This is a genomic window from Asticcacaulis sp. AC466, assembly GCF_000495815.1.
In the GTDB taxonomy this organism is placed as follows: Bacteria; Pseudomonadota; Alphaproteobacteria; order Caulobacterales; family Caulobacteraceae; genus Asticcacaulis.
In genome coordinates this window covers 23,219-46,942 of record NZ_AWGE01000017.1, presented here as the reverse complement: position 1 = coordinate 46,942, position 23,724 = coordinate 23,219, and the positions used below count along the sequence as shown (strand labels likewise).

Genomic DNA, 23,724 nt, shown 5'->3' with positions numbered 1-23,724 from the left:
GTACAAGGCAAATCGCGCCGGACCGGCGCGAGGAAACGAATGTGCGCTTCTACATGACAATGCGCTACAGGCAACAGCCTGAAACTACTTTTCGCCGTCGTTTTGTTTCGCTTTTTCGTGATGGTCAGGTTCAGGCGTATTCACCGCCTTACCGTTAGCAACCTTACGGCGGCGCAGATTTTCACGCAAGGCGGCCTGCAACTGCGCGGTGCGGCGCTCTGCCTGAGTCTTGGGCTGAGTCTTTGGCGGAGTCTGGGGCTGGCTCTGGGGGCGCTTGGGTGCGGCCTGCGGCTCGCGCGGTTCGTCTGGACTATCGGACATGAAATGGGGCCGGCTGGAGGAAAGTATGTGGCTCCGACTTAAGAAATCCGGGGATTAAATGCAAGCCGGGGCATTTTTCAGCCCACCACCTTCACTTTTCGCTTTGTCTTTTCAAAAACTTTGGCTATAGCCCGCGCCTCGGATGTTTTTACATTCCGTCGGCCGTATTAGCTCAGTGGTAGAGCGCATCCTTGGTAAGGCTGAGGTCGGCAGTTCAATCCTGCCATACGGCACCACCGGGCCCCTGTCGGAAACGATACGGGGCCCGACCTGTTTCTGGGCCATACCTGTTAGACTCAATCCGCGTCGAATCGCGCAGCCTGGACTTCTTCGTCGAATTTCATTTCCGCCTGATCAAGCCGGGAATAATCCATCTGCTCATTTTCGCCCCAACGAACAGAAAAGCGAACCTCAGGCGCGTCAACGCCGTTATCCCACAGCTCCACACGGCCCTGCTTCTTAAGGTGCTGGCCGGGCATCAGTTGTGAAGGTCATTGATGGCCCGATACAGTTCCGTGTCGAAGCCACACAGATGGCGCAAGGTGTCCGATGTATCCAGCTTCCGTTTGAACGCATCCTCGCTCACGCCGAAACGCGCGCGGGCAGGCTTTAGACGGGTCAAGGAAAAATTGAAGCGGAACATGTTACGCACCCTTTGGAGTTCAAGTCTGTAACATACCGTAACATTGCGACAATAGAAGGGCCATAGCGCTTTATCCCAACAATTGCAAAAACAGGGTAAATAACCCCACTTCATATTACCGCGGGCGTTCGCCACCTATACGCGGGTTTCAGCCCAGATAGACAAGCCGCTTCTTGCCTTTGGTGGCGCGCATTTCCGACCTATTGGCATGATGGTCGCCATCCGTGGGCTTTCCATCGATATAGAGGGTCTTTTTTATATCCTGCTGAATCAAGTGGGCCGCGTACAGGTGTCCCTGAAACAACGCGTCGATACCGCCTGGAATAAGCCCGAGCACGGCGCCGGCGCCGGGGATAACCTTGACCACGTCCTCAACCGTCGTAATACCGGCGTCTATTGCCAGAATGAGCAGGCTGAGGATCAGGGTTAGCGGCGTGACACGCGCCCGCGCGCCCTGGACAAGCAGGATCAGACCCGCGCCAACGGAATAGACCGTAGACAGGCCGGGAATCGGCAAAAGCGCCAGAATCCCATCGAGGCCGATGATGTTGATCGGCCCAATACCGATAATGCGGTCTGACAACCGCTTGACGGTCTCAACAGAGTCGTAGATTTGGTCGATATCAGCCTGGCTTTTCGCGAACACGTCCTTGCCCCCCATAGCCGGGTTCCTCTACCCTGTTAACCAAGTGCGGTGCGAACGCCGTTTTTGTCAATACGATTTGGATAGCCGCATGCGCCTCCTCAAACTGCTTTTCGGAGCCCTGTGTCTTGCGGCTGCGCTGGCGGCAATGGGTGTTGCCATAATATGCCTGATGAACCCGCACAGGCCGCAACTCTATCTGATCGATATTTTCAGCGTCCCAATCACCAGCGGCGTATGCCTTCTGGCCGTGGCCCTTTGGCTTGTGCGCCAAAAGGGTGCGGCGGGCCTTGCTACGCTGGCGGCGGCGCTACTGATTGCGTCTATCTGGCCGCAGGGGCATCCGGTACAAGGGGTTTCCGATCCGTCGCGACCCGCCGTGCGGATGATGTTCGCCAACCTGCTTATCCGCAACACGACCCCGGAAAAGCTGCTGCCATGGGTGGAAAAGCAGAACCCGGATGTGGTCGCCGTCGTCGAGGCGAACCAGCACTACCGTGATCAATTGGTGGAAGGCCTGAAGGCCAACCGTCCGTACATTGCGACCCGTTACGACATGGTCGTCGCCTCACGGTATCCCTTGTCGGATCAGCAGAATTATCCCACGGGCTTCGCGCTCATGACGGTGAAGGTAAAGACGCCGGACGGCCCCCTGACCCTGGCAGTCGCCCACCTGACGCGTCCATGGCCCTATACGGGCGCACAAGACCAACCGCGTCAATTCGATCGCCTGGCGCACACGATTACCCCCATGACGACTGAACGCTTTGTGGTGGTTGGGGACTTCAACTCGTCCCCTTGCGCCGTTCGATTGCAGGATCTGGCCAAGCGCACAGGCTTACACATAGCCCCGGCGTTTCGCGGCACGTGGCCGACCTTTTTGCCGGGTATATTCCGTATTACCATCGACAACGGCCTGGCGAGCCACGACCTCACGTTCAGCCGCCGTCACGCCGGGCCGTTCGATGGATCCGACCATCGCCCTATCGTTTTTGATATTCGTCCCGTACGGAACGCCATGCCTTAGGGTTGCTTCGGCCTTAAGGCTGCTTGGGCTTTACCGCCGATACAGCCTTGGCGATCGGCTTGGGCGTTGCTTTCGGGCTAGCCGGCTTTGGCGCCGCCTTGGCGGCTTCTTTCAGCACCGCCGGTGCTTCGACGGCCGCAGGCTGAATGGCGACGGGCGCTTCGACCACCGGATCAAACACGACCTTGGGCTCAGGTGCGGCGTCCACCGCCTGGACCACCGCGCCTGAAGCCTCATCTACCACTTTTTCAGCGGCCTTTGCCGTCGATGCGACCGCATCGGCAATGGTATCGGCGGCATCGACGCTCTTTTCGGCAAGCTGCGACGGCGTAAGCGCGCCCCAAACGCCCATGAACCCAGGCCATTTCGGGGCCATTTTCGCCATTTCGGGGATTTCCTTCAGCAGCCCCTCGCTCTTGCCGAGGCTCTGGGTCATGGCCCATGCACTCAGCCCGAAGCTGGAAGCGGCCCAAAAAGGCACCCACATGGGAGACAAGGCGCCGACCCAGAAATTCATGACCTTCTCGGACGCGGCCTTCATTTCTTCGGGGGTCGGGACAGTGGCGAATTTGGTTAATTCAGGGTCAGTCATGGTGAGCATGGTATCCTCTGTGTGGCTGCAGTGGCAAACAATCCATATTGCGCCGCAGCATAACACGAAAATGACAAGTCTCCAATGAGGCGAGTCATCACAAAATGCGGACCTTGGCCACAGCCCCCTCTTCGCCGAAGGTTCTGACCACATCTTCGGAAATTGCCGTCAATAACGGCGTAAAGGCCTCAGGTGCATTGACCGCAACCAAGGCGCACCCGTTCATCTTCATCGGGTTCCAGAGGGGACGCAGGCGTAATTCGGCGACGAGAATTTCCGTTACCTCGCCGATTTCACGCTCCATGTGCCTTAGCCAGGCATCGAAGGTTTCAAGGTCCTTCAACGGCAGCCAGATCAGCGCCCGCGCATCCGGTCGCAAGGTCAGAACGTCCCGCAAGGTGGAGGTTATGCGGGCATAATCGTCGGCCTTTTCAAACGGCGGATCGATCAGATACAAAAGCGCATTGGGGGTGTCCATCACCTGCAACGCGATCTTGTAGCCATCCGCCTTTATGGCCTGGCCGCGCGGCTCGATCCGGTCGTATAGCAGACGATAGTCGTCATCGCGCAGTTCGCAGCCGACATATTGATCGTTCGGACGCTGGTGATCGAGGATCAGGACCGGCGAACCGGGATAGATGCCGATGCGGTCCTTGAAACCGGCCTTGGCGTTCTTGGCGCGAACATAGTCGGCCAATGGCTTCAGGCTATCGGGCACATCGCGGCTCATCAGATACTTGATGCCCGCCTCCGCCTCACGGGACCGCGCGAAGTCCGGATTGGATAGGTCATAGAACCCCGCGCCGGCATGGGTATCGATCACCATTTGCGGCTGATCGCCATCGCGCAGCAGGCGCAAAAGCGTCAATACCGCTGCGTGTTTGGCCAAATCGGCAAAATTTCCGGCGTGAAAGCCGTGTCTGTAATTCATGTCAGGAGCCCGAGCTCTCTTTTCGTCTTTTTAGGCAAGGCGGCGGCGATGAGGTCGTAGGATCCGCGCACATGATCCTTTAGCTCAGAATCGGCAATATCAAACGCCTGAATCCACTTCATGCCGCGCGATGCCAGATACGGCGCGGGACGGCAGCCGTCGGCATCGCCCAGAATTTCAAACGCCATCGGCGTCACCTTGAAACTGACCTTCAGGCCGCCGTCATCGGACGCAATGGCAAAGACCTTGCCGCCGATCTTCCAGACGTCCGATCCGCCCCATTGCACAACGTGCGAGGCGTGGGGCAAACCGGCGCAAAAGGCGTTGAAGGCTTTCGGGGTCACTTGAGCGGCATGTCGCGTGCGATTTGGAGCGTATCCGCCAGAAGCGACTCCGAGGTCGGCCACGCGCCCGCCCCCTTGCCCGTAACATACCAGGTTTCACCGGTGTCCAGTTCGATGATGGCGCGGTTCTGTTCGCCGCGCGCACCGACCAGATAATGATCGGCGTCCAGCACTTCGAGTTTCATGGAGCCTTGCAGGCCGTCCGCCGTTGGATAGGCGCGCGCCACGTAGCGCAGCCCCTTGCCCTGCGGGATGACCAGCGAGTCTTCGGTAATCTGGCCGACCTCGATATGTTTCGGCGACTGACCGGGGAAGGCGATTTCCCGCAGCAGCTTCAGCTTGGCGCCAACGTCCGTGCCGTCCAGGTCGGCCGTCGAATCCGGTTCGGCGAAACCGAGCCGGCGCGCTTCGTCCATGGCGGTATCGAAGCTCTTGCCGGACTCGACCTGGTCGATGACGAAGTTGGACGTACCATTCAGCACCCCGGCCAGCGAGGTCACCTTATGCCCTGCCGCCGCAGCGCGTTTCAGCGCCTCGATGATCGGGGCGCCACCGCCGACGGAAGCCGAATAGGTCAGAAGAGCGCCGGAGGACTTGGCGGCAGCACGCAGCTTGTCCGCCGAGGCGGCGACGGCCTGTTTGTTGGCGCTGGTGACGCTGACGCCCGCCTTAAGGAAGCCTTCCAGCAGTTCGGCCGACGGCGACACGCCCGTGCCGATATCGACGAAGACATCGACATCGTTGCGGACGAAGTTGCGGGCGTCGGAAGTAAATTTGGCCGCCAGTGGATGATCGCGGCGTTTGGAGGCGTCACGGACCAGGATGCGGTCGACCTCGATCAGATCGCTCCACTCCAGGCACCGTTCCAGGAATTTGGAGCCCACGCCGCCGGCGCCCATAACGGCGATGCGGATCGGACGCTTAAGGGGTGACGTCTTGCGGTAAGCCGTCTGGCCGCCCAGCACGGTCTGGTAGCCCTTGGCCAGGCCCGCGACCTCGACGGTCAGACCGTTGTCGGCGGCGTAGCGCATGGCCTTGCCTTGCACGACCGGGAAAGCGATCTTCAGCGCTTCGGTCCAGCTCAGGCCTTCATACGGTTTGGCGGAATCGCCGACCGTCGCCGGATCGGCGTCATAGACGGCGTCAACATCCTTGATCAGACGGGCGGTGGCCTTCACGCCTGCATCGTTCAACGCCTTGGCGATATAAACGGCCGTCAGGTCCGAACCACCACGGCCGAGCAGCACGGGTTCACCGGCGGCGTTTTCAGCCACATATCCCGGCACAACGACCAGATCGACGGTTTCAAGATCACGCGTCAAAACATCGGCCTTGATCGATACGGGATTGGCGTTCAGGTGTTCGCCATCGGCAATCAGGCCGATTTCATAGGCCGAACGGAAGCGCGTCACGATACCGGAGCGTTCCGCCGCCATGGCCAGCAAGGTCGCTGCGCGCATTTCGCCGGTCGCCACCAAATGCGGGGTCGCCGATGAGACGGAGGCCTGGGTATAGCTGCCGGCCAGGCGCAGCAGTTGGTCGGTCTGCCCCTTGAAGGCCGAAACAACGGCGATCACCTTATGTGCGTCGCGGACATAGCGGTAAATCTCCGCCACGGCGCGTTGCAACGCGCTTTCGCTCGTGAGAACCGAACCACCGAACTTGACGACGAGGATAGACATAATTCACCTGTTTGAGAGCAGTTTGCACGGTCGCTATAAGACTTTTCCGCTAGAGCCAAGAAAAAACATTCAAATCCTGGGTTATTCTTCGGTCTGGTTTCGTTGGAAATCAGTTGCCAGGAACAGTTGTGACCAGGGCGCATACTGTCTTGATCGGCCCCCCGGTGAACGCTAAGAGCGGATATGTCCTCTCGCGCCCCCGTCAAAGCGTACGCGCTTCTTATCCTGACCAGTCTGATCTGGGCAGGCAACAGCGTCGCCGGCAAGATCGGCGTCGGCCATGTCGATCCCATCCTGCTCACCACCCTGCGCTGGTGGATTGCGGCCATAGTGATCGTCACGCTGTCACTAAAACCACTGAAACGCGACTGGCCGGTCATCAAGGCGCACTGGCCACTTTTGTTGGGCTACGGTGCCACCGGCTTCGCCCTGTTCAATATTCTGCTCTATTCCGCCCTCACCCAGACGGCGGCGGTCAATGTGATGATCGAGCAGGCGGGCATTCCGCTGATCATCTTTCTCGGCAATTTCATCCTGTTCCGAACCCGCGCGACGGTGGCGCAACTGATTGGCTTCGTCCTGACCGTCACCGGGGTGGTCATCACCGCCACGCACGGCGATATTCACCAATTGCTGCACCTCAAGCTAAACGCTGGCGACGCCATGATGCTGTTGGCCATCCTGGTTTATGGCGGCTACACGGTCAGCCTGAAATGGAAGCCGCCTTTGCACTGGCAAAGCCTTCTGGCCATACCCTGCGCTGGCGCCGCCCTGACGTGTCTACCGTTCTTGGCCTGGCGCTACACAACGCACCCGTTCACCGCCCCCGACACAACAGGATGGGGCGTCGTGCTTTATGCCGCCATCCTGGTCGCTCTTGTCGCCTCGGCAACCTATATCGCGGGAATAGAATTGATCGGGGCCAATCGCGCCGGCCTGTTTATCAATCTGCTGCCGATCTTCGGGGTCTTCCTGGCCGTGCTGATCCTGCGCGAACCCTTGCACAGCTTTCATGTCATTGCCCTGATTTTGGTCAGCGCTGGCATCGTTCTGTCCGAATGGAGCCGTCTGCGCCCTGCCCGGCAGGCGGCATAGATCGCCGGCCCAACCAGGTCAGACAATAAGCATAGAACATTGTTTTAATTATCTTAATCCGCATGCGAATCACGTTCGACTAACGCTCTTAATTCGCGAAACGCCGCGCCCCGGCCACGCAAACGACAATGGCCGCCATCACAGCGATCACGGCGCCACCGATCGGTTCTTTCAGCAGGCACGCGGCCAATATCAACGCCAGGAACGGCTGCATAAGCTGTAGCTGGCCCACGGCGGCGATGCCGCCCATGGCCAAGCCGCGATACCAGAAGACAAAGCCGATAAGCATAGAAAAAACGGAGACATAGCCCAAACTCACCCAGGCGGGCCACGCAATAGCCGACAGGTCCACCGGACGCGTCACGAAGGCCAGGATCAGCATCACTGGCAAGGCGACTACCAAGGCCCAGCAAATGACCTGCCAGCCACCCAGACGCCGCGACAACCGCGCCCCTTCGGCATAGCCGAAACCGCAGACGGCGATGGCGGCCAGCATAAGCAGGTCGCCGACGGGCGAGACCGAAAAGCCCTGCGTCAGGGCGTAGATGACAATGCACGCCCCGCCCAGTCCGGAAAACAGCCAGAACAAACGCGGCGGATGCTTTTCACCCAGCAGGCTGGCGCAGACGGCCGTCGAGATAGGCAGGAGACCGGTAAAGACGATGGAATGCACCGAATTGATATGTTGCAACGCCATGGCCGACAGCAAGGGAAAGCCCACGACCACGCCCAAGGCGACCCATATCAGAGAGCGAATATCGCGCGCCCCAGGCCGTGCCGCGCGGAACACCACCAGACCCCCCGCCGCCAGGCCTGCCGCGATCACGGCCCGAGCGCCGGTCAGGAAATAGGGCGACATGGCCTGTACCGCCACCTTCGTCGCCGGCAGAGAACCGCTGAACGCCAATATACCGAGTCCCCGTTGATCCAGCCGATCGTCTTTGTGTCCATAGTCGTCTCCGTTCGCGACAAACAGCGTCTATGCCGAAACAGGGGCTGGCCTCGACAGAGACGATTCAGTAAAATTGATCTAAACTGTCATGGTATGGAAAGCAGTACAGTTATGACAATTGCGCCGACATTGACGACCCAGGTCATGGATCAGATACGGGACCGCATCGCGCGCCAGCAATTGGCGCACGGGGCCCGCCTGCCCTCCATCCGCGCCATGGCTGAGATGCAGAAGGTATCCAAATCGACCGTTGTTGAAGCCTATGATCGCCTGCTGGCCGAAGGCGTGATTTCCGCCCGACGCGGTTCCGGCTATTTCGTTGCCACCCCGCATCCGCCGATGACATTGGCGGCAATAGGGCCGAAACTGGACCTTCACGTTGATCCCCTGTGGATATCACGCCAATCGCTGGAAACCGAAGGCGACTACCTTAAGCCCGGTTGCGGGTGGCTGCCGTCAGGCTGGCTGCCCGAGGCCGACATCCGCCGCGCCATGCGGACGCTGGCGCGGGACGAACAGGTAAACCTGACCGAATACGCCACGCCCATGGGACATGCGCCCCTGCGTCAGATCCTGTCCCGCCGCCTGTCGGAACACGGGATAGACGCCGCCCCACAGCAAATCCTGCTGACCGGATCGGGCACCCAGGCCATAGATTTGCTGTGCCGGTTTTTACTGACGCCCGGCGACGCCGTGCTGGTCGATGACCCGTGCTATTTCAATTTCCTGGCACAGCTGCGTGCCCACCGCGTCACCATCATCAGCGTTCCGGTCACGCCCGACGGCCCTGACCTCAATGCCTTCGCCGACGCTTTGATCACCCACAAACCCCGCCTGTACATCACCAATACGGCCCTGCATAATCCGACGGGGGCGACCTTATCGCCCCTCACCGCCCATCGCCTGCTCAAGCTGGCCCAGGCACATGACCTGCTGATCATCGAAGATGACATCTACGCCGATTTCGAACACACCCCGGCGCCCCGCCTTGCAGCTTTCGACGGCCTTGACCGAGTGATCCATATCGGCAGCTTTTCGAAGACACTGTCGGCGGCCATCCGCTGCGGCTTCATAGTTGTCCGCGCCGACTGGCTGGCGCCCCTGATCGATCTCAAAATAGCGACCGCCTTCAGCCATGATCCGCTGTCTGCGGAGATGCTGTATCATCTGCTCAGCGGCGGCCATTACCGCAAGCATATGGCCGATGTCCGCGAACGGCTGGCGCACCTGCGTCCACGCATACTGAAAAACCTAGCCAGTCTCGGGATTCGGCCGTGGCATGTCCCACAGGCGGGCATGTTCGTCTGGTGCGCCTTGCCGGCGGGTGTCGATGCGTCCGACCTGGCGCGTCAGGCTTTGACGCAGCGCCTGGTGCTAGCGCCCGGCAATGCCTTCAGCCTGTCCCAGACCGCCGGCGGCTTCATGCGCGTCAATATCGCCCAAATGCAGGACAATGCAGTGATGGACACCTTGAAGCAGATACTGAACTGACGCCTGGGCCAAGATATTTGTCCGACAGCCCACCCGATACCCGCTCTTGACGCCGCCGAGGTTTTTCCGCATAAGCGAGACACTCATCGAGACCAGTCGAGGGAAAGGCCCGACGACGCTGGGGCAACCGCTGCAAACGCAGAATGGTGCCAACTCCTACAGGGCGCATTTCCCTGACAGATGAGAGGATGATTCTTCCCGTGCGGATGCGCGGCGTAGTGTCTGCTCTCGACTGGTTGCGATGATTTTAGACTCCCGTGACCGGACACACCATGAACGCCCCAACCTTGCCCCCTCAGGCCTTCGATCCTTCGACCGCGCCCGATCTGATCGGCACCGACATCATCGTCGCCCTGCCCACCGACTTCCGCCTGCAAAGCGGCATGAAGCTGGAGCAGACGGACGTCGTCGCGCGCCTGTACGGTCCTAAGGACGCGCCGGTCGTTGTAGCCGCGGGCGGGATTTCCGCCGGCCGCGTGCTGTTCGCCAAGGAAGATTCGACCGAAACCGCGCCCGGCTGGTGGGAAGGGGTAGCGGGCCCCGGCGAAGCGCTCGATCTCAACCGGTTTCGCGTGCTGTCGATCGAATTCGCCCCACGCCTGCCCGCGTCCAAGGTCTATACCATCACCACCCACGATCAGGCGCGGCTGGTTAAGCTGCTGCTCGACAAAATCAATGTTGACAAAATCTACAATTTCGTCGGTGCCTCCTACGGCGCGATGATCGGATTGGCCTTTGCGGAACTCTATCCCGACGCGGTCGAACGCCTGTGCATCATATCCGCCGCACACCGCGCCCATCCCATGGCCACGGCGTTTCGCGGCCTGCAACGCCGGATGCTGAAGTTCGGCCAGGACAATGGCAAGCCCGCCGAAGGCATATCGCTGGCCCGGCAACTGGCCATGACGACCTATCGCTCCGACGCCGAGTTTTCCGAGCGGTTCGACGGCCCCGCGCCCGAAGCCGCCGGCGGCAATTACGTCGTTTGCCAATATTTGCGGGCACGCGGCGACGCCTATTCGGCGACCGACGTCAATCGCTGGATTTCCATGTCTGACAGCCTGGACCGTCACCGGGTCGATCCGTCCAAGATCAAGGCCAAGGTTTTCCTGGCCGCCGTGCCGACAGACCGTCTTGTCCCCTATGACGACATGAAGGCGCTGCACGAACAACTGCGCGACAGCGTGTTCATCGAATTTCCCTCACTTTATGGACACGACGCTTTCCTTAAGGAAATCAAGCTCGTTTCCGATATCGTTCGTACATCTCTCAAAGAGTAATCATGTCAAAAGACTATCTCAAGACCGCCAAGCTCGGCACAAAGGTCATAAATATAGGCATCGATTCGGACAAGGCGCATGGCGCCGTCATGCCGCCGATCTACCTGACCACCAACTACACCTTCGAAGGCTTGGGCCAGAAGCGCACCTATGACTATGCGCGCTCGGGCAATCCGACGCGTGAGATCATCGCTGAGGTCATTGCCGAACTGGAAGGCGGCGTCGGGGCCGTGATGGTCGCGTCTGGACTGGCTGCGCTCGACCTGCTGTGGCAAGACCTGCCTGGCAATCGCCGGGTTGTCGTCCCGCACGATTGCTATGGCGGCACGCAACGTCTGCTCAATGCCCGCCACAAGCAGGGCCTGATCGATCTGGTCTATGTCGATCAGGGCGACGACGCGGCCGTCACAGCCGCCTTATCGGAACCGACGGCGCTCCTTCTGCTCGAAACGCCATCCAATCCGCTGATGCGCCTGATCGACCTCAAAAAACTGATCGATCTGGGCCACAAAGCCGGCGCGAAGGTCGCGGTCGACAACACCTTCCTGTCGCCTGCCCTACAAAACCCGATCAAATTCGGCGCAGATTTCGTTGTTCATTCGACGACCAAATATATCAACGGCCATTCCGATGTCATCGGTGGTGCCCTCGTCTGCACCACCCCGGAAGACGTCGCCACTTACCGCTGGTGGGCCAACTGCGTCGGCGCCACGGCCGCGCCGTTCGACAGCTACATGACCCTGCGCGGCGTCCGCACCCTGTTCGTCCGTATCCGCCAGCAGCAACAGTCGGCGCAAAGCATAGCCGAGTTTCTGCACAGCCACCCCAGGGTCAAGGTTGTCCATTATCCCGGCCTGCCCAGCCATCCGCAACACGAATTGGCCAAGGTACAACAGGCCGGCTTCGGCGCCATGATGAGCTTTGAACTGGCCGGCGGGCTGGAAGCGGTGAAGCAGCTCTTCGATCATATAGAGCTGTTTTCGCTGGCGGAATCCCTCGGCGGCATAGAAAGCCTGATCGTGCATCCGGCCTCGATGACCCACGCGGCCATGTCGCCCGAAGCCCTGGCGACCGCCGGTATCAGCGAGGGACTTGTCCGATTGTCGATTGGGCTGGAAGATGCGGCCGACCTGATCGCGGCCCTCGATCGCGGGCTTTCCCAAATCGCCTGACCGTCATAGAGTGCCTTCAAACAAGGAGGACTCTATGACCCAACTGACGCGCCGTGCCGCATTCGCCATGGCCGGGCTGGCGGCGACGCCCATAGCCGCAGCGGCCGCCGTGCCCGATCGTAAAGCCGCGCTGCGACCATTTGCCTGCAATCTGGACACCTGGTTCACCGAAGTCCCCTTCGCCGACCGGTTTGCACTGGCGGCACAGGCCGGTTTCAGCCAGGTCGAATTCTGGCCGGTTCGGCGCGCAGACGACAAGATGGACGCGACCCGCGCCCGCGCCCTGCTCGACGCCAATGGGCTGGTTCTGACGCAATATGCGCCCACAGCACCGAATTTTTCCGATCCGGCCAATCACCCCGCCCTGGTAGCGATGATCAGGGAGGCCATTGCCGATTCGGCTATACTGGGATGCAAGGCGATCACCCTGGTCGGGCATCACCAGGTCGATGGCCTGTCGCGCGAAGCCATGCTGAGCGGCTATACGGCCGGTCTGATGCGCATCGCCCCGCTCCTCGAAGCGGCCGGGCTGATGGCACTGGTCGAGCCCTTCAATACCGTCAACCACGTGGGACATCTGCTCAATGGCTCGCGCCCGGCGGCTGCAATTGTCCGGGCCGTCAATTCGCCGATGGTCAAGCTCCAGTGGGATTTCTACCATATGCAGCTGGAAGATGGCGACCTGATCGAAAAATTCACCGCCGGCGTGGATACGGTGGGTTATGTGCAACTGGGTGACGTGCCCGGCCGGCATCAGCCCGGCACAGGCGAAGTCAACCACGTCAATCTGCTCAAGGCCATTCGGGCGGCCGGTTACAAAGGCCCGATGGGGCTGGAATACTACCCGCTGGACAAGGACAATGAGCGCGCCGTTCGCGAGGCAGCATCCTTGTCTCAGGCATCAGGCCTCGTCTGACACAGGAAAGCCCTCCGGCCAGGCCGGAGGGCTTTCAACAGGTTACCGAAGGTGATGACCTAGGCGCGTATCAGGTTCACATTGATGTTGCCGCGCGTGGCGTTCGAATAGGGGCATACCTTATGGGCCTCTTCGATGAGCTTGTCGGCAACGGCGGCGTCGACACCCGGGAGTGATATCTTCAATTCAACCTCAATACCGAAGCCTGCGGGGATCGGGCCAATGCCGACGCTGGATTCGATCGAGGTATCGGCCGGTACGACCACTTTGTCACGACCGCCGACGAACTTCAGCGCACCGATGAAACAGGCGGCGTAACCCATGGCGAACAGCTCTTCCGGATTGGTGCCGTCTCCGCCTGCGCCGCCGAGTTGCTTCGGTGTGGACAATGTCAGATTTTGATTGCCGGCAGAGGCGGTGCCTTCGCGGCCGCCCGTGGCCTTGCCATGCGCGGTGTAAACGGCGGTGATCGATTGGGTCATGGGTAGCCTCCTTTTGAAAATTCAATAATGCACAATTATATTGTGTACAATTTGATGTCAACTAAATTGTGCACTATCTTTACGATGCATATGAGAAAGTACCGTTATGTCCGCCTCCCCCCCCGAACTACGCCTGGAAAATCAGCTGTGCTTTGCCGTCTATTCGGCAGCCCATGCCTTCGCCCAGGCCTATAAGCCGCATCTCGACCCGATGGGGCTGACCTATCCGCAATATCTTGTCATGCTATTGCTGTGGGAACAGGACGGACGGTCGGTCAATGAACTGGGCCAGCCCTTGCAACTCGATTCGGGTACGCTCACGCCGTTGTTGAAGCGCATGGAAAAGGGCGGTTTCGTCACGCGCCAACGCGACGCCCGCGATGAACGCGTCACCCGCATTCACCTGACTGAACATGGAAAATCCTTGCGTGACAAGGCGCGCGCGATCCCCACCGCCCTACTCTGTGCCTCGGGCCTGACGCTCGATCAATTGAACAATCTGCGTGACCAGGTGCGTGTATTGGGGGAAAACCTGCGTGAATAGACGGCGCTTGCCAGCCCCTTTCAATTGTCCTACAAAATAAGGATCTTATAAAAATCCCAGGGACAGGACTTATTTCATGCGCAACACCGCCATTTCCTTGACGGCACTTGGCCTTATGGCATTCGGCTGGACCGCCATGGCCGAAGCCGCTACGCCCGTCACCAAGGTTTCGGTTGACACCACCAAACCTGGCGCGACGATTGACCGCCACATCTTCGGGCAATTCGCCGAACATCTCGGCACGGGAATCTATGGCGGCATCTGGGTCGGCAAGGACTCCCCCATTCCCAACACACGCGGCATCCGCAATGATGTGGTGGCCGCCCTGAAAGCGCTGCACGTCCCAAACGTGCGCTGGCCGGGCGGGTGTTTTGCCGACGAATATCATTGGCAGAAGGGGATAGGTACGGGCAAGCGTCCCGTCACGCTCAATTCCAACTGGGGTGGTGTGCTGGAACCCAACACCTTCGGAACCGACGAATTCATGGATTTCGTGGGCCAGATCGATTCGGAAGCCTATATCTCGGCCAATGTCGGCTCATCGACGCCGCAGGAAACCGCCGAATGGCTGGAATATATGACCTCTGAAAAGGAAAGCAGCCTGGCCATGGCGCGCCGTGAAAACGGCCATCCCGCGCCCTATTCCATCGCGTTCCTCGGCATCGGCAATGAAAGCTGGGGCTGCGGCGGGAACATGACGCCGGAACATTATACCGATGAATTCCGCCAGTTCACCACCTATGCCAAGAACTACAACCCAGCGCAAACCGGCGACAAGCGCATGAAGAAGGTCGCCTCCGGCGCCAATGTCGACGACTACAACTGGACCGAAACCTTCATGAAGAACAAGGGCGGCGAAGTCGATGCCCTGTCGCTGCACTACTATTCCGGCTTCGAGCAATGGCCGCCTTACCAGCCGGCGTCCGGCTTCGATGAGACGCAATATGCCAAGGTGATCAAAACCGCCTTGCGCATGGAAGAGCTGGTCAGCAAGCACAGCGCCATCATGGACAAGTACGATCCCGAAAAGAAGATCGCCCTGGCGGTTGACGAATGGGGCGCGTGGTACGCCCAGACGCCGGGCAGCACATCGGGCTTCCTCGTCCAACAAAATTCACAGCGCGATGCCATATTGGCGGCTGTATCGATCAACATCTTTACCCGCCATGCCGATCGCGTGCGCATGGCCAATATCGCGCAGATGATCAACGTCCTTCAGGCCATGATCCTGACAGATGGCGACAAGATGGTGCTGACGCCGACCTATCATGTCTTCAAAATGTACGTGCCGTTCCAGGATTCTAAGGCCATTCCGGTCAGCTACGATGCCGGCACCTACACGCACGACGGCGTCACCCTGCCGCGCGCCGATATTGTCGCCGCCAAGGGCAAGGATGGCAAATATTATCTGTCCGTCACCAATATTGACCCGGATGAACCTCTGGAAGTCGATGCATCCATTCTGGGGTTCACGCCGAAAAAGGCGACCGGCCAGACCTTAGTGGCCCCTAAGATCGACAGCATCAACACCTTTGAGCAGCCGAACCTTGTCGTACCGAAAGCTTTTTCGGCGACAGCCAAAAATGGTGCCCTCACCTTGAAGGTCGCTCCGGAGTCGGTCACGGTCGTGGTGCTGGAATAGTCCCTGCTCTACCCGCCAGATCAGGCCCCGCCGTGTCTAGAGCATTTCCCGATCATGTTGAACCGGACAAATGCTCTAGACTTTTGTTTTGGCACACTTTTTGATCCGAAAAGTGCTGTCACGGCGGGGCTTTTCCGTATGTTATATGGGCGCTATTTGGCCAGTTCGATGGCCGGCAGACTGGAGATCGGTTCCAGCGTGATATTGCGGAAGAAGGTCTCCGCGCCCTCTGACTGCAACTGAATGGCGCCGCGGATCAATGGCAGGCAAGGCGCCTTTTCGCTGGCCTTGTCGCACATGCCCCACACTTCCATCACCGGCACGCCGTTGACGACATGGACGGCGTGGTTGGCGAAGACGTACAGGTCGAGCGTATTCCACTCCCCAACGGGCTTGTCGGCATTGACATTGTTTTCGACATTCCAGTTCGCGGTGTTGCCGACCGCCGACCCCAGAGGCGCCCCGAACATATAGCGTTGCTTGGGATCGATGAGCGCATCGTCATGCGCTACGCTGGTATCGACGCGAAGCCCATCGCCCACCGGAACCACCATACCGACGCTGCCGGTCATGATCTCAAATTCGACCGCACGCGACCAGGTGCCCCACACCGCACCCGGCTTGCCATGGCTATGATAGAGAAGTCCGTTGTTTTCCGGCGCATCGAGGCGTGGCGCATACCGCTTTCCACTCCACTTGTATTCCAGATGCAGGTGGTAATTAGCGTAATTTCCCTTATGAACCAGGCTGCCCCAGGTTTCCCCCGACACCCGAAGCGCCGGCGCGCCGTCTTCGGTCACGACCGTAAAGATCGTACCGACACCGCCAGGTCCAATCGGCTTGGCCGTCCCGGCCTTGTAGGTCAGAGACGGATCTTTATAGCCCAGCCACCCCGTCCAGTCTTTCAAATCCTTGCCATTGAATAGCTTGACCGCGGCCCCCGTGGCCTTGGGGATATTTTTTAGAACCAGCTTTTGCGGCTGAAATTCCGGCGCGGCCGCGAATGCGCTTCCGGAGGTAACGGACAGGGCGAAAGCGCCGCACAAGGCGGCGAGCAGATTGGATTTGAACATGAGTCTTCCCGTATTGGTTATAGGTTCAGCTCTGTCCGGGCGACGGTAACTGCCTGTCCGCGCAGCTTGACGCGATCACCAGTCACCTCACACTGCATATACGCGCCACGCCTCGGATGCGCTTGATAATAGGTCATGACCGCCCTGCCGGTCAACGACTGGTAGAGCGGTGCCAGCATGCAATGCATCGATCCGGTGGCCGGGTCTTCGGGTATACCCATGTCTGGCGCAAAGAGCCGGCTGACGACATCATAGGGACGATTGGCATCGGCCTGAGCCGTGACCACCAGGTGGCGATCGGTGTAAGCTGTTCCCTGATAGGCGGGCAGGCGCGACACATCCGGCACGATCTGACGTACGGTGGCTTCACAATCCAGCAAGGCAATCAGAGCCGGTCCGCCATAGAGCGCAATGGGCTCCACGCTCAGCGCATCTACAACCGTCGACATTGCCGGTATTTCAATTGGTATGTAGGCCGGAAAATCCATCTCAAGCCGGTCATTCGCCTGCCGCACTCGCAATTCACCGGACAGGGTGTCAAAGCGCAGGTCGGTCGCGGCGACGCCCCACTCGCGAAACAGGGCATGGGCCGACGCCAGGGTGGCATGGCCGCACAGCGGCACCTCCATGGTCGGCGTGAACCAGCGCAAACCGAACCGTTGCGGGTCTTCTGTGCGCAACAGGAAAGCCGTTTCCGCCTGATTGTTTTCCATGGCCAAATTTTGCATGAACGCGTCCGACGGCCAGACATCGAAGGGGGCGACCACGCAGGCTGGATTTCCCGTGAACGGGCGGTCGGCGAAGGCATCGATCAGGTATTGAATCATGGCTTCCACGCTTCACTCAACGGCGCGCCTCCATGGGCGTCCCAATTCAAACGGTCCCCCTGTAGCCGTCATCAGCCGAATTTGGCCAGCAATTTCCCGACTTTCAGATGGACGCCATCGCCGGTGATATAGTCGCCCGGCTTCATACTGGACGGACAGGCCCCCAGCCACTTGGCGTCGGTGATGGTCATCTGAGCGCCATGGCCGGCGAAGGCGGGTGAATATCGCGTCTCGACGGATTGGTGGAAAGCCTCATTGCCGATAACATCGACATGGATATGAGATGTCAGGGTCGTGTCCTTGATCATGCAGATCGTATCGATGTCCGCGCCGTCATGCAGCTTTTTCACCGATCGGGCGGAACAGGACAAATCAACCATTTCGGCCTTGCCCGGCAGGTCATGACCGATATAGGCGAGCTTTTCGCCTTGGGCATCATCCACGCAAATCTTCGCGACACTCTTGCCATCCACCTGAGGCAGGGTCTGCGTCAATTGCCACAGGCCCGCCCTTTGTCCGAGGCGGCTGACGGTGTAGGTTTGCGCTGCCGCCGCGGACTCGGCGCTGACAGACGCGCTCATCTCTCCGACCGCTTCCGAAGAAGCCGCCTCGGACAGTTCCGCGCCATCCTCGACGAAGGGAGTCTGTGGTTTTTCCGGTTTCTTGTCGCAAGCGGCAACAAGGCAAACCAGTCCGATCAGGGCGCAATACTGAATTCCCCGGCCTGACATGATCAGCAAACACCCAGTCCGTTCCCGGCAATGGCGGCATTAGGAAGAAAAGGCTTCATGATCATCTCCTTTTTCACTTTGTTCCAGGGACCTTAGATCGCGAGATATAAAGGCGAAATTCGGAAATCAAATGGCCGGACCGTCAGGCAGTTTCCAGTCTATCGGTGGATAGCCCTTGGAAACCAAAAAGTCGTTAGCGCGTGAAAATGGCTTGGTACCGAAAAAGCCATTGTGCGCCGACAGCGGCGATGGATGGGGCGACTTGATCACCAGATGCTTCGATGTATCGACAAAAGCCGCCTTTTTCTGGGCGTAGCTTCCCCACAGGATGAAGACCACCGGCTGCGGCAAAGCATTGACCGCGCGGATGACCGCGTCGGTAAACAATTCCCACCCCTTGCCCTGGTGCGCTGCCGCCATACCCATCTCTACCGTCAGGACGCTATTTAGCAGCAAGACGCCCTGGCGGGCCCAATGCTCAAGAAAGCCATGACGCGCAGGCGCTACCCCCAGATCGGTCTGCAACTCCTTGTAAATGTTGACGAGAGACGGCGGAATACGCACGCCCGGCTTGACCGAAAAAGACAGGCCGTGCGCCTGGCCTTCGCCATGATAAGGGTCCTGGCCCAGGATAACTACGCGAACCGTGTCTGGCGGCGTGAGGTCGAGCGCGCGGAAATAATCCGCCCCTTTGGGAAATATACGGGCGCCGGCGGTCTTCCGCTCCTGCAGATAGCCCTTGAGCTGCGTCATGTAGGGCTTTGAAAACTCCGTCTCAAGCAGAGCTTTCCAGCCGTCGTCCAGTTTGATGTCTGTGGTCGCCATGCCCGCAATCGACAACGACTCCGGGGGCGGTGTCAATATGCCAGCACCTAATCACACTCGCCTAATCACACTCGACGACTGACCAACACCTTCAGGACTTGGTGCAGGTGCCCGTCACCTTCCCCGTAACATGCGAGGTGGTATCCCGGCCGCCGGACGATGCAACAACGTCACCACTGAACGACTGGTGGTCTCCGGCCAAGGTCAAAGACCCCGTGCCCTTGACCGCTTCGCAGTCCGTCGTCCAGGATACGGTATTGCCTGCCGGATTGAACATCTGGGACTCGCATTGCGAACCCGTTATGGCGACGGGCGGCGCTTTCAGATCTTCGGCGCTGGCGCACAGGCTGGCGGTCGTCGTGGTCGGCGCCTGGCCGGCGACCGTTGTCTGGGTCGTAATTTCCCACAACGAGTCCGGTCCTGGCAGTACGGCCGTATCGGGCACCACGTCAGTGGCTACGTCCGCTACGGCGCTGGCGGCGGCAGGTGGCGTACCGGGCGTCACCTGGTCGATCAAGGCAGGTCCGGCCACGCCGAACAAAAAACCGGCGGCGGACGCGAAGGTTAAGGCAAGCGTAGGCGACATGAAACCGCTCCTGTGACAGCAAAACCTCCGCCTTCCCGCAAACCATTCTATTCCGAGCGTGGCCAGACGCAATCCCCGACGCGTACAAATCTTTGAGATTTATAGCTTTTTTATTTCTAAAAATGTGCAATATCAACGGTGTGCGCCAGACTCCGCCATCGCTTTTTTGCGCGCAGACCACTTCGATACAGGCGAAACCGTCGTATATTGTATCATGGCGTCAAGTGTGTATTGTCGCTGTCGCCAGATCGTCCGGCCCCGGAGCTTCATCATGAAATACCGCACCCTTGTCAGCGCCGCCGCGCTGATTTCGCTCGCCTTTGCCGCCCCCACCTTTGCCAAGCCTAAGCCTGCCGACACACCGGCAGTGATTGCCAACGGCCCCGTCACGCCGATGACGCCGGACATGATGCCGCGGTATGACAGCATTCGTCCCGACGCGGACTATATCAAGCGCGTCGAGATGATTCCGATGCGCGACGGCGTGAAGCTCTACACCGTCATCGTCATGAAGAAGGGCACCAAGGACGGTCCGATCCTGCTGTCGCGCACGCCCTATGACGCCAAGGGGACTATGGCGCGGTCCGCTAGTCAATCGGCGACCGAGATTCTGCCCGCCATGTACGAGGAGTTCGTCAATGACGGTTACATCATCGTCACTCAGGACGTGCGCGGTCTCCACGGTTCGGAAGGCGATTACATCATGAACCGCCCGCTGAAAGGCAAGGCGGGCAACACCGGCAGCGACGATTCGAGCGATGCCTATGACACCATCGACTGGCTGGTGAAGCACACGCCGGAATCGAATGGCAAGGTCGGCATCATCGGCTCATCCTATCTGGGCTTCACGTCCCTGATGGCCGAAATCAACCCCCACCCGGCGTTGAAAGCCGCTGTCCCGCAAAGCCCGATGGTTGACGGCTGGATGGGTGACGACTGGTTCCATAACGGAGCCTTCCGCAACAATACCTTGTCCTATGTTGCCGGCCAGACGACAAACAAAGCCGAGGGTGGCGGTGGCATCCCCGAAGGCGTCGGTGACGACTATTCGCGCTGGCTGAAGGCGGGCTCGACCGGCGACTATGCACGCCAATGGGGTCTGGACAAATATCCCTTCACGCAAAAGCTGATGCAGAACCCGGCCTATACCAAGTTCTGGTCGGATCAGGCAGTGGACAAGTGGCTGGGCGAGCAGCCCTTGAAGGTGCCGACCATGCTCGTCGTCGGCCAATGGGACCAGGAAGACAGCTATGGCGCACCGGCCGTCTATCGCGCCATTGAACCCAAGGACACCGCCAACGACATGGTCACCTTGGTCATAGGGCCATGGCGCCATTCCGGCGTCAATCACTACGGTTCTGAACTGGGCAATCTCCAGTTCACCGGCGACACCGCCAAGGAATTTCGCGACAAGTATCTGAAGCCCTTCTTCGATCACTATCTGAAGGGCGCGCCCGATCCGAAGACACCCCCCGTCCTGACCTATGCCACAGGGATCAATCAGTGGCAGGAAACGGCGAAATGGCCGATGGGGACAATGACGCCGCTCTATGTCGGCGACGGCTTCACGGCCAGCTTCACCAAGCCGGCCACGGCGGGACATGACGACTATGTCTCCGACCCGTCGAAGCCCGTGCCCTACACGCCCCGCCCCGTCGGTTTCGACAACGGCACGCAATGGAAGACCTGGCTCGTCCACGACCAGCGTTTCGCCTCGGATCGCCCTGACGTGCTGGTCTATGAGACAGCCGCCCTCGATGCGCCCGTCCACATCATGGGCGCGCCGCAGGTCGATCTCTATGCCGCCACCAGCGGCACAGATTCCGACTGGGTGGTAAAGATCATCGACGTGTATCCCAATACGTCCAGCGAAGGCGCGGGCCAGGGCCATGTCGGTATCGAAATGGCCGGCTTCGAATTGCCGATCGGTATCGAAATCTTCCGCGGCCGCTATGTTCACGGGTTCGGCACGCCCGCCGCTTTGACGCCAGGCAGGGTCGAGAATTACAAGTTCAGCCTACCCAATGTGAATCATGTCTTCCTGCCCGGACACAAGATCATGATCCAGGTTCAGTCGTCGCTGTTCCCGCTCTATGATCGTAACCCGCAGACCTATGTCGACAATATCTTCAACGCCAAACCGGCAGACTACAAAGCGGCGACGGAAAGCGTCTATCGTGGCGGCGGACAGGCCTCGGCCGTCTGGCTGCCCATCGTTCAGTAACACCTTCAACCCGCAAGACGGAACGCCTCCTGATCCTCAGGGGGCGTTTTGCTATCTGGCTTCATTGCATCTGGCTTGAGACTTCCACATCGGGGCGTGTTTTAGCCGGCAATTCCGCCTCGCACCGGGCGATTTCCTCGTCGCGTTCACGCTTCCACGCCTTCAACAGGATGGGTCGGCGTTTAGGGTAGCGGTTGTCCAGCGGTGACCAGGACACAATGCGGTCGGCCCTCAGGTGGCGGAAGGCCTGGCGCAACTCACACCACACCACAACGATACGCACATGTTCGAAGAAGCCGAGGGCGATGGGCCAGACCACCCGCTCGGTCGTCACCTCTTTCAGGTCGATATAACGCACATCAACCCGGCATTCGCTGCGGATCGAGGCGCGTATATCGCCCAGGTCGATACGGCTTACTGGCGTTGACCAGCTCGGTACGACCAGCAGTCCCGACGTCTCGATCTCGTCTGACAGGTCGCGGGGCAGGACGGCGGTAATCTTGGTCAGGGCGTTCTGCGCCGCCTCGCCCAGACGGGCATCGCCGCGATCCGCCACCCAGCGCACGCCCAGAACCAGGGCTTCCAGTTCTTCCTGTGACAGCATCAGCGGCGGCAGCATGTATCCCGGCCGCAAGACATAGCCTACGCCCGGCTCGCCTTCGATATGCGCGCCCTGGGCCTGCAAGGCGCCGATGTCGCGGTACAGGGTGCGCAGACTGATATCGAGCTCCCGCGCCAATTCCGCGCCCGCGACCGGGTAGCGATGACGGCGAAGCAATTGCAGCAGGTCCAGTAGTCGAGTGGCGCGCGACATGGCAAGCGTCCTTGGATAAAGTAGAGTCCCGTCCGACCTGAGAGGATCAAGGCAAGGCTCTGAATTTTTGTTTTCGGGATGACGTACGCTTACTGGTGGCGGTTACACCGCATCCTAGTGACAATTTATGTCAGCATCCAGCGAAAACAGGCCGGCATCTAGAGCGAAGCTGAATTCGGGCATTTTACGATTGACTCCGCAAAAGGCACATACATACTGGTAGGTATGTCACAACCTGCCTTGCCCCGCGCGCCATCTCACACTCGCCAGCGACTGGTCGAAGCCGCCTTCGAGGAAGTCTATCACTCCGGCTTTCGCAGCAGCGATATCAATACCATTCTAACCAAGGCGGGCGTCACTAAAGGGGCGCTCTATCACCATTTCACCGGCAAGGAGGCCTTGGGCCATGCCGTGGTGGAACAGGTCATCGCCAAGATCACCAGCGATAAATGGCTGGCACCGCTCGACGACGTAGACGATCCGATCGATGCCCTGCTCGGCATTCTCAACGATACCGCCCTCAGTCCGGCCGAAGTCAACGGCGGCTGCCCCCTGAACAATCTGGCGCAGGAAATGTCCCCGCTCGACGAAGGCTTTCGACGCCGGCTGTCGGAAATCTTCAGCACCTGGATATCCGGTGTCGCCGACGCTCTGCGCCTGGGTCAGGTCAATGGCAAGGTCCGCTGCGACTTGGACCCGGTTGACACAGCGACGTTTTTTATCGCGACCTATGAAGGCTATATCTCAATGGCGAAGGTCGCCCAGGACCCTCGCGTGCTCGACTCAGGCCTGCGCCAGTTGCGCGCCTATCTCCACACGCTGCGTCGTTAAGTCGCCGTGAAAAAGCCAAATCAAGTCCAACGTGAGTTGACGAAAATATTGACGCG

At 59.6% G+C, this 23,724-nt stretch carries 26 protein-coding genes, 1 tRNA gene and 1 riboswitch; of the genes, 11 read left to right on the top strand and 16 right to left on the bottom strand.

The genetic code is table 11. The features are described from left to right. Positions 1 to 84: 84 nt before the first annotated feature. Complete coding sequence (locus AEAC466_RS38295) at positions 85 to 321, bottom strand: hypothetical protein (RefSeq protein ID WP_023459218.1); 237 nt, start codon at positions 319 to 321, stop codon at positions 85 to 87. Between the two features lie 161 nt (positions 322 to 482). Between AEAC466_RS38295 and AEAC466_RS38290 the strand changes: the two genes are divergently transcribed. Then, positions 483 to 557, top strand: a tRNA-Thr gene (locus AEAC466_RS38290). A 60-nt stretch (positions 558 to 617) separates the two neighbouring features. On the opposite strand, the gene AEAC466_RS38285 is transcribed toward AEAC466_RS38290, so the two are convergent. The 3 genes from AEAC466_RS38285 to AEAC466_RS38280 form a co-directional block, all read right to left on the bottom strand. Beyond that, positions 618 to 800, bottom strand: a complete 183-nt coding sequence (locus AEAC466_RS38285; RefSeq protein WP_023459217.1) for a hypothetical protein — start codon at positions 798 to 800, stop codon at positions 618 to 620. Continuing rightward, entirely contained in the window at positions 800 to 964 is a 165-nt protein-coding gene (locus AEAC466_RS44575; RefSeq protein ID WP_023459216.1) for a hypothetical protein, read from the bottom strand. Before AEAC466_RS44575 ends, AEAC466_RS38285 begins: the two co-directional genes overlap by 1 nt. A gap of 148 nt (positions 965 to 1,112) precedes the next feature. After that, positions 1,113 to 1,625, bottom strand: a complete 513-nt coding sequence (locus AEAC466_RS38280) for a DUF4112 domain-containing protein (protein WP_023459215.1) — start codon at positions 1,623 to 1,625, stop codon at positions 1,113 to 1,115. A gap of 73 nt (positions 1,626 to 1,698) precedes the next feature. Here AEAC466_RS38280 and AEAC466_RS38275 point away from each other — a divergent pair, with 73 nt between their 5' ends. Next, positions 1,699 to 2,634 carry an endonuclease/exonuclease/phosphatase family protein gene (locus AEAC466_RS38275; RefSeq protein WP_023459214.1) on the top strand — a complete coding sequence of 312 codons (936 nt, stop codon included), beginning with the start codon at positions 1,699 to 1,701 and terminating at the stop codon, positions 2,632 to 2,634. Between the two features lie 13 nt (positions 2,635 to 2,647). Here the strand turns inward: AEAC466_RS38275 and AEAC466_RS38270 are convergent, their stop codons facing one another. From AEAC466_RS38270 to AEAC466_RS38255, 4 genes are all read right to left on the bottom strand, one after another. Beyond that, on the bottom strand, positions 2,648 to 3,226 hold the full coding sequence (locus AEAC466_RS38270; RefSeq protein WP_155913755.1) for a hypothetical protein: 579 nt from the start codon (positions 3,224 to 3,226) through the stop codon (positions 2,648 to 2,650). 97 nt (positions 3,227 to 3,323) lie between these two features. After that, on the bottom strand, positions 3,324 to 4,157 hold the full coding sequence (gene rlmJ, locus AEAC466_RS38265; protein ID WP_023459212.1) for a 23S rRNA (adenine(2030)-N(6))-methyltransferase RlmJ: 834 nt from the start codon (positions 4,155 to 4,157) through the stop codon (positions 3,324 to 3,326). Next, a complete protein-coding gene (locus AEAC466_RS38260) occupies positions 4,154 to 4,501 on the bottom strand; it encodes an MmcQ/YjbR family DNA-binding protein (RefSeq protein ID WP_023459211.1) in 348 nt (115 codons plus the stop codon). Before AEAC466_RS38260 ends, rlmJ begins: the two co-directional genes overlap by 4 nt. Continuing rightward, positions 4,498 to 6,183, bottom strand: coding sequence for an amino acid kinase family protein (locus AEAC466_RS38255; protein WP_023459210.1), 1,686 nt, complete (start codon positions 6,181 to 6,183; stop codon positions 4,498 to 4,500). The genes AEAC466_RS38260 and AEAC466_RS38255 overlap by 4 nt, the downstream gene beginning before the upstream one ends. 183 nt (positions 6,184 to 6,366) lie before the next feature. Here AEAC466_RS38255 and AEAC466_RS38250 point away from each other — a divergent pair, with 183 nt between their 5' ends. After that, on the top strand, positions 6,367 to 7,278 hold the full coding sequence (locus AEAC466_RS38250; RefSeq protein ID WP_023459209.1) for a DMT family transporter: 912 nt from the start codon (positions 6,367 to 6,369) through the stop codon (positions 7,276 to 7,278). An 88-nt stretch (positions 7,279 to 7,366) separates the two neighbouring features. Here AEAC466_RS38250 and AEAC466_RS38245 read toward each other — a convergent pair whose 3' ends face one another. Next, a complete protein-coding gene (locus AEAC466_RS38245; RefSeq protein WP_023459208.1) occupies positions 7,367 to 8,185 on the bottom strand; it encodes a DMT family transporter in 819 nt (272 codons plus the stop codon). A 156-nt stretch (positions 8,186 to 8,341) separates the two neighbouring features. Here AEAC466_RS38245 and AEAC466_RS38240 point away from each other — a divergent pair, with 156 nt between their 5' ends. From AEAC466_RS38240 to AEAC466_RS38225, 4 genes are all read left to right on the top strand, one after another. After that, positions 8,342 to 9,721 (top strand): aminotransferase-like domain-containing protein, encoded by a 1,380-nt coding sequence (locus AEAC466_RS38240; protein ID WP_023459207.1) that lies wholly within the window; start codon positions 8,342 to 8,344, stop codon positions 9,719 to 9,721. Between the two features lie 80 nt (positions 9,722 to 9,801). Continuing rightward, a riboswitch (SAM riboswitch) is annotated at positions 9,802 to 9,908 on the top strand. A gap of 85 nt (positions 9,909 to 9,993) precedes the next feature. Next, positions 9,994 to 11,001: a homoserine O-succinyltransferase MetX gene (gene metX / locus AEAC466_RS38235; RefSeq protein ID WP_023459206.1), complete on the top strand. Its 1,008-nt coding sequence runs from the start codon at positions 9,994 to 9,996 to the stop codon at positions 10,999 to 11,001. A gap of 2 nt (positions 11,002 to 11,003) precedes the next feature. Further along, positions 11,004 to 12,173 (top strand): cystathionine gamma-synthase, encoded by a 1,170-nt coding sequence (metB, locus tag AEAC466_RS38230; protein ID WP_023459205.1) that lies wholly within the window; start codon positions 11,004 to 11,006, stop codon positions 12,171 to 12,173. Between the two features lie 34 nt (positions 12,174 to 12,207). Further along, entirely contained in the window at positions 12,208 to 13,089 is an 882-nt protein-coding gene (locus AEAC466_RS38225) for a TIM barrel protein (protein ID WP_023459204.1), read from the top strand. 59 nt (positions 13,090 to 13,148) lie between these two features. On the opposite strand, the gene AEAC466_RS38220 is transcribed toward AEAC466_RS38225, so the two are convergent. Then, positions 13,149 to 13,571, bottom strand: coding sequence for an organic hydroperoxide resistance protein (locus tag AEAC466_RS38220; RefSeq protein ID WP_023459203.1), 423 nt, complete (start codon positions 13,569 to 13,571; stop codon positions 13,149 to 13,151). Positions 13,572 to 13,677: 106 nt separating this feature from the next. On the opposite strand from AEAC466_RS38220, the gene AEAC466_RS38215 reads away from it, so the two are divergent. Next, positions 13,678 to 14,115: a MarR family winged helix-turn-helix transcriptional regulator gene (locus tag AEAC466_RS38215; RefSeq protein ID WP_023459202.1), complete on the top strand. Its 438-nt coding sequence runs from the start codon at positions 13,678 to 13,680 to the stop codon at positions 14,113 to 14,115. Between the two features lie 76 nt (positions 14,116 to 14,191). Next, positions 14,192 to 15,757, top strand: coding sequence for an alpha-N-arabinofuranosidase (locus AEAC466_RS38210; protein WP_023459201.1), 1,566 nt, complete (start codon positions 14,192 to 14,194; stop codon positions 15,755 to 15,757). Positions 15,758 to 15,909: 152 nt separating this feature from the next. On the opposite strand, the gene AEAC466_RS38205 is transcribed toward AEAC466_RS38210, so the two are convergent. The 5 genes from AEAC466_RS38205 to AEAC466_RS38185 form a co-directional block, all read right to left on the bottom strand. Further along, on the bottom strand, positions 15,910 to 16,830 hold the full coding sequence (locus tag AEAC466_RS38205; protein ID WP_023459200.1) for a 3-keto-disaccharide hydrolase: 921 nt from the start codon (positions 16,828 to 16,830) through the stop codon (positions 15,910 to 15,912). Positions 16,831 to 16,847: 17 nt separating this feature from the next. Next, on the bottom strand, positions 16,848 to 17,657 hold the full coding sequence (locus AEAC466_RS38200) for a PhzF family phenazine biosynthesis protein (protein ID WP_023459199.1): 810 nt from the start codon (positions 17,655 to 17,657) through the stop codon (positions 16,848 to 16,850). 71 nt (positions 17,658 to 17,728) lie between these two features. Continuing rightward, the gene (locus AEAC466_RS38195) at positions 17,729 to 18,388 is read right to left on the bottom strand and encodes a DUF3617 domain-containing protein (protein WP_155913753.1); all 660 of its coding nucleotides are present in this window, start codon (positions 18,386 to 18,388) and stop codon (positions 17,729 to 17,731) included. 126 nt (positions 18,389 to 18,514) lie between these two features. Then, entirely contained in the window at positions 18,515 to 19,249 is a 735-nt protein-coding gene (gene ung / locus AEAC466_RS38190) for a uracil-DNA glycosylase (RefSeq protein ID WP_235074320.1), read from the bottom strand. A 55-nt stretch (positions 19,250 to 19,304) separates the two neighbouring features. Continuing rightward, the gene (locus AEAC466_RS38185; RefSeq protein ID WP_023459196.1) at positions 19,305 to 19,799 is read right to left on the bottom strand and encodes a DUF3617 domain-containing protein; all 495 of its coding nucleotides are present in this window, start codon (positions 19,797 to 19,799) and stop codon (positions 19,305 to 19,307) included. A gap of 271 nt (positions 19,800 to 20,070) precedes the next feature. On the opposite strand from AEAC466_RS38185, the gene AEAC466_RS38180 reads away from it, so the two are divergent. Next, positions 20,071 to 22,023, top strand: a complete 1,953-nt coding sequence (locus tag AEAC466_RS38180) for a CocE/NonD family hydrolase (protein WP_023459195.1) — start codon at positions 20,071 to 20,073, stop codon at positions 22,021 to 22,023. Positions 22,024 to 22,084: 61 nt separating this feature from the next. Here the strand turns inward: AEAC466_RS38180 and AEAC466_RS38175 are convergent, their stop codons facing one another. After that, positions 22,085 to 22,837 carry a helix-turn-helix transcriptional regulator gene (locus AEAC466_RS38175; protein WP_023459194.1) on the bottom strand — a complete coding sequence of 251 codons (753 nt, stop codon included), beginning with the start codon at positions 22,835 to 22,837 and terminating at the stop codon, positions 22,085 to 22,087. 225 nt (positions 22,838 to 23,062) lie between these two features. Between AEAC466_RS38175 and AEAC466_RS38170 the strand changes: the two genes are divergently transcribed. Then, positions 23,063 to 23,668 carry a TetR/AcrR family transcriptional regulator gene (locus tag AEAC466_RS38170; RefSeq protein WP_023459193.1) on the top strand — a complete coding sequence of 202 codons (606 nt, stop codon included), beginning with the start codon at positions 23,063 to 23,065 and terminating at the stop codon, positions 23,666 to 23,668. The last annotated feature ends 56 nt before the right edge of the window (positions 23,669 to 23,724 follow it).

Excerpts from the sequence above, each read along its gene's own strand:
- metB (WP_023459205.1), top strand. The coding sequence starts at position 11,004 with ATGTCAAAAGACTATCTCAAGACCGCCAAGCTCGGCACAAAGGTCATA.
- AEAC466_RS38255 (WP_023459210.1), bottom strand. The coding sequence starts at position 6,183 with ATGTCTATCCTCGTCGTCAAGTTCGGTGGTTCGGTTCTCACGAGCGAA.
- AEAC466_RS38170 (WP_023459193.1), top strand. The coding sequence starts at position 23,063 with ATGTCACAACCTGCCTTGCCCCGCGCGCCATCTCACACTCGCCAGCGA.
- AEAC466_RS38225 (WP_023459204.1), top strand. The coding sequence starts at position 12,208 with ATGACCCAACTGACGCGCCGTGCCGCATTCGCCATGGCCGGGCTGGCG.
- AEAC466_RS38295 (WP_023459218.1), bottom strand. The coding sequence starts at position 321 with ATGTCCGATAGTCCAGACGAACCGCGCGAGCCGCAGGCCGCACCCAAG.
- AEAC466_RS38285 (WP_023459217.1), bottom strand. The coding sequence starts at position 800 with ATGCCCGGCCAGCACCTTAAGAAGCAGGGCCGTGTGGAGCTGTGGGAT.
- AEAC466_RS38195 (WP_155913753.1), bottom strand. The coding sequence starts at position 18,388 with ATGTCAGGCCGGGGAATTCAGTATTGCGCCCTGATCGGACTGGTTTGC.
- AEAC466_RS38210 (WP_023459201.1), top strand. The coding sequence starts at position 14,192 with ATGCGCAACACCGCCATTTCCTTGACGGCACTTGGCCTTATGGCATTC.
- AEAC466_RS38175 (WP_023459194.1), bottom strand. The coding sequence starts at position 22,837 with ATGTCGCGCGCCACTCGACTACTGGACCTGCTGCAATTGCTTCGCCGT.
- AEAC466_RS38215 (WP_023459202.1), top strand. The coding sequence starts at position 13,678 with ATGTCCGCCTCCCCCCCCGAACTACGCCTGGAAAATCAGCTGTGCTTT.
- AEAC466_RS38220 (WP_023459203.1), bottom strand. The coding sequence starts at position 13,571 with ATGACCCAATCGATCACCGCCGTTTACACCGCGCATGGCAAGGCCACG.
- metX (WP_023459206.1), top strand. The coding sequence starts at position 9,994 with ATGAACGCCCCAACCTTGCCCCCTCAGGCCTTCGATCCTTCGACCGCG.
- rlmJ (WP_023459212.1), bottom strand. The coding sequence starts at position 4,157 with ATGAATTACAGACACGGCTTTCACGCCGGAAATTTTGCCGATTTGGCC.
- AEAC466_RS38280 (WP_023459215.1), bottom strand. The coding sequence starts at position 1,625 with ATGGGGGGCAAGGACGTGTTCGCGAAAAGCCAGGCTGATATCGACCAA.
- AEAC466_RS38250 (WP_023459209.1), top strand. The coding sequence starts at position 6,367 with ATGTCCTCTCGCGCCCCCGTCAAAGCGTACGCGCTTCTTATCCTGACC.
- AEAC466_RS38275 (WP_023459214.1), top strand. The coding sequence starts at position 1,699 with ATGCGCCTCCTCAAACTGCTTTTCGGAGCCCTGTGTCTTGCGGCTGCG.
- AEAC466_RS38180 (WP_023459195.1), top strand. The coding sequence starts at position 20,071 with ATGAAATACCGCACCCTTGTCAGCGCCGCCGCGCTGATTTCGCTCGCC.
- AEAC466_RS38205 (WP_023459200.1), bottom strand. The coding sequence starts at position 16,830 with ATGTTCAAATCCAATCTGCTCGCCGCCTTGTGCGGCGCTTTCGCCCTG.
- AEAC466_RS38200 (WP_023459199.1), bottom strand. The coding sequence starts at position 17,657 with ATGATTCAATACCTGATCGATGCCTTCGCCGACCGCCCGTTCACGGGA.
- AEAC466_RS38270 (WP_155913755.1), bottom strand. The coding sequence starts at position 3,226 with ATGACTGACCCTGAATTAACCAAATTCGCCACTGTCCCGACCCCCGAA.
- AEAC466_RS38240 (WP_023459207.1), top strand. The coding sequence starts at position 8,342 with ATGACAATTGCGCCGACATTGACGACCCAGGTCATGGATCAGATACGG.
- AEAC466_RS38185 (WP_023459196.1), bottom strand. The coding sequence starts at position 19,799 with ATGTCGCCTACGCTTGCCTTAACCTTCGCGTCCGCCGCCGGTTTTTTG.
- AEAC466_RS44575 (WP_023459216.1), bottom strand. The coding sequence starts at position 964 with ATGTTCCGCTTCAATTTTTCCTTGACCCGTCTAAAGCCTGCCCGCGCG.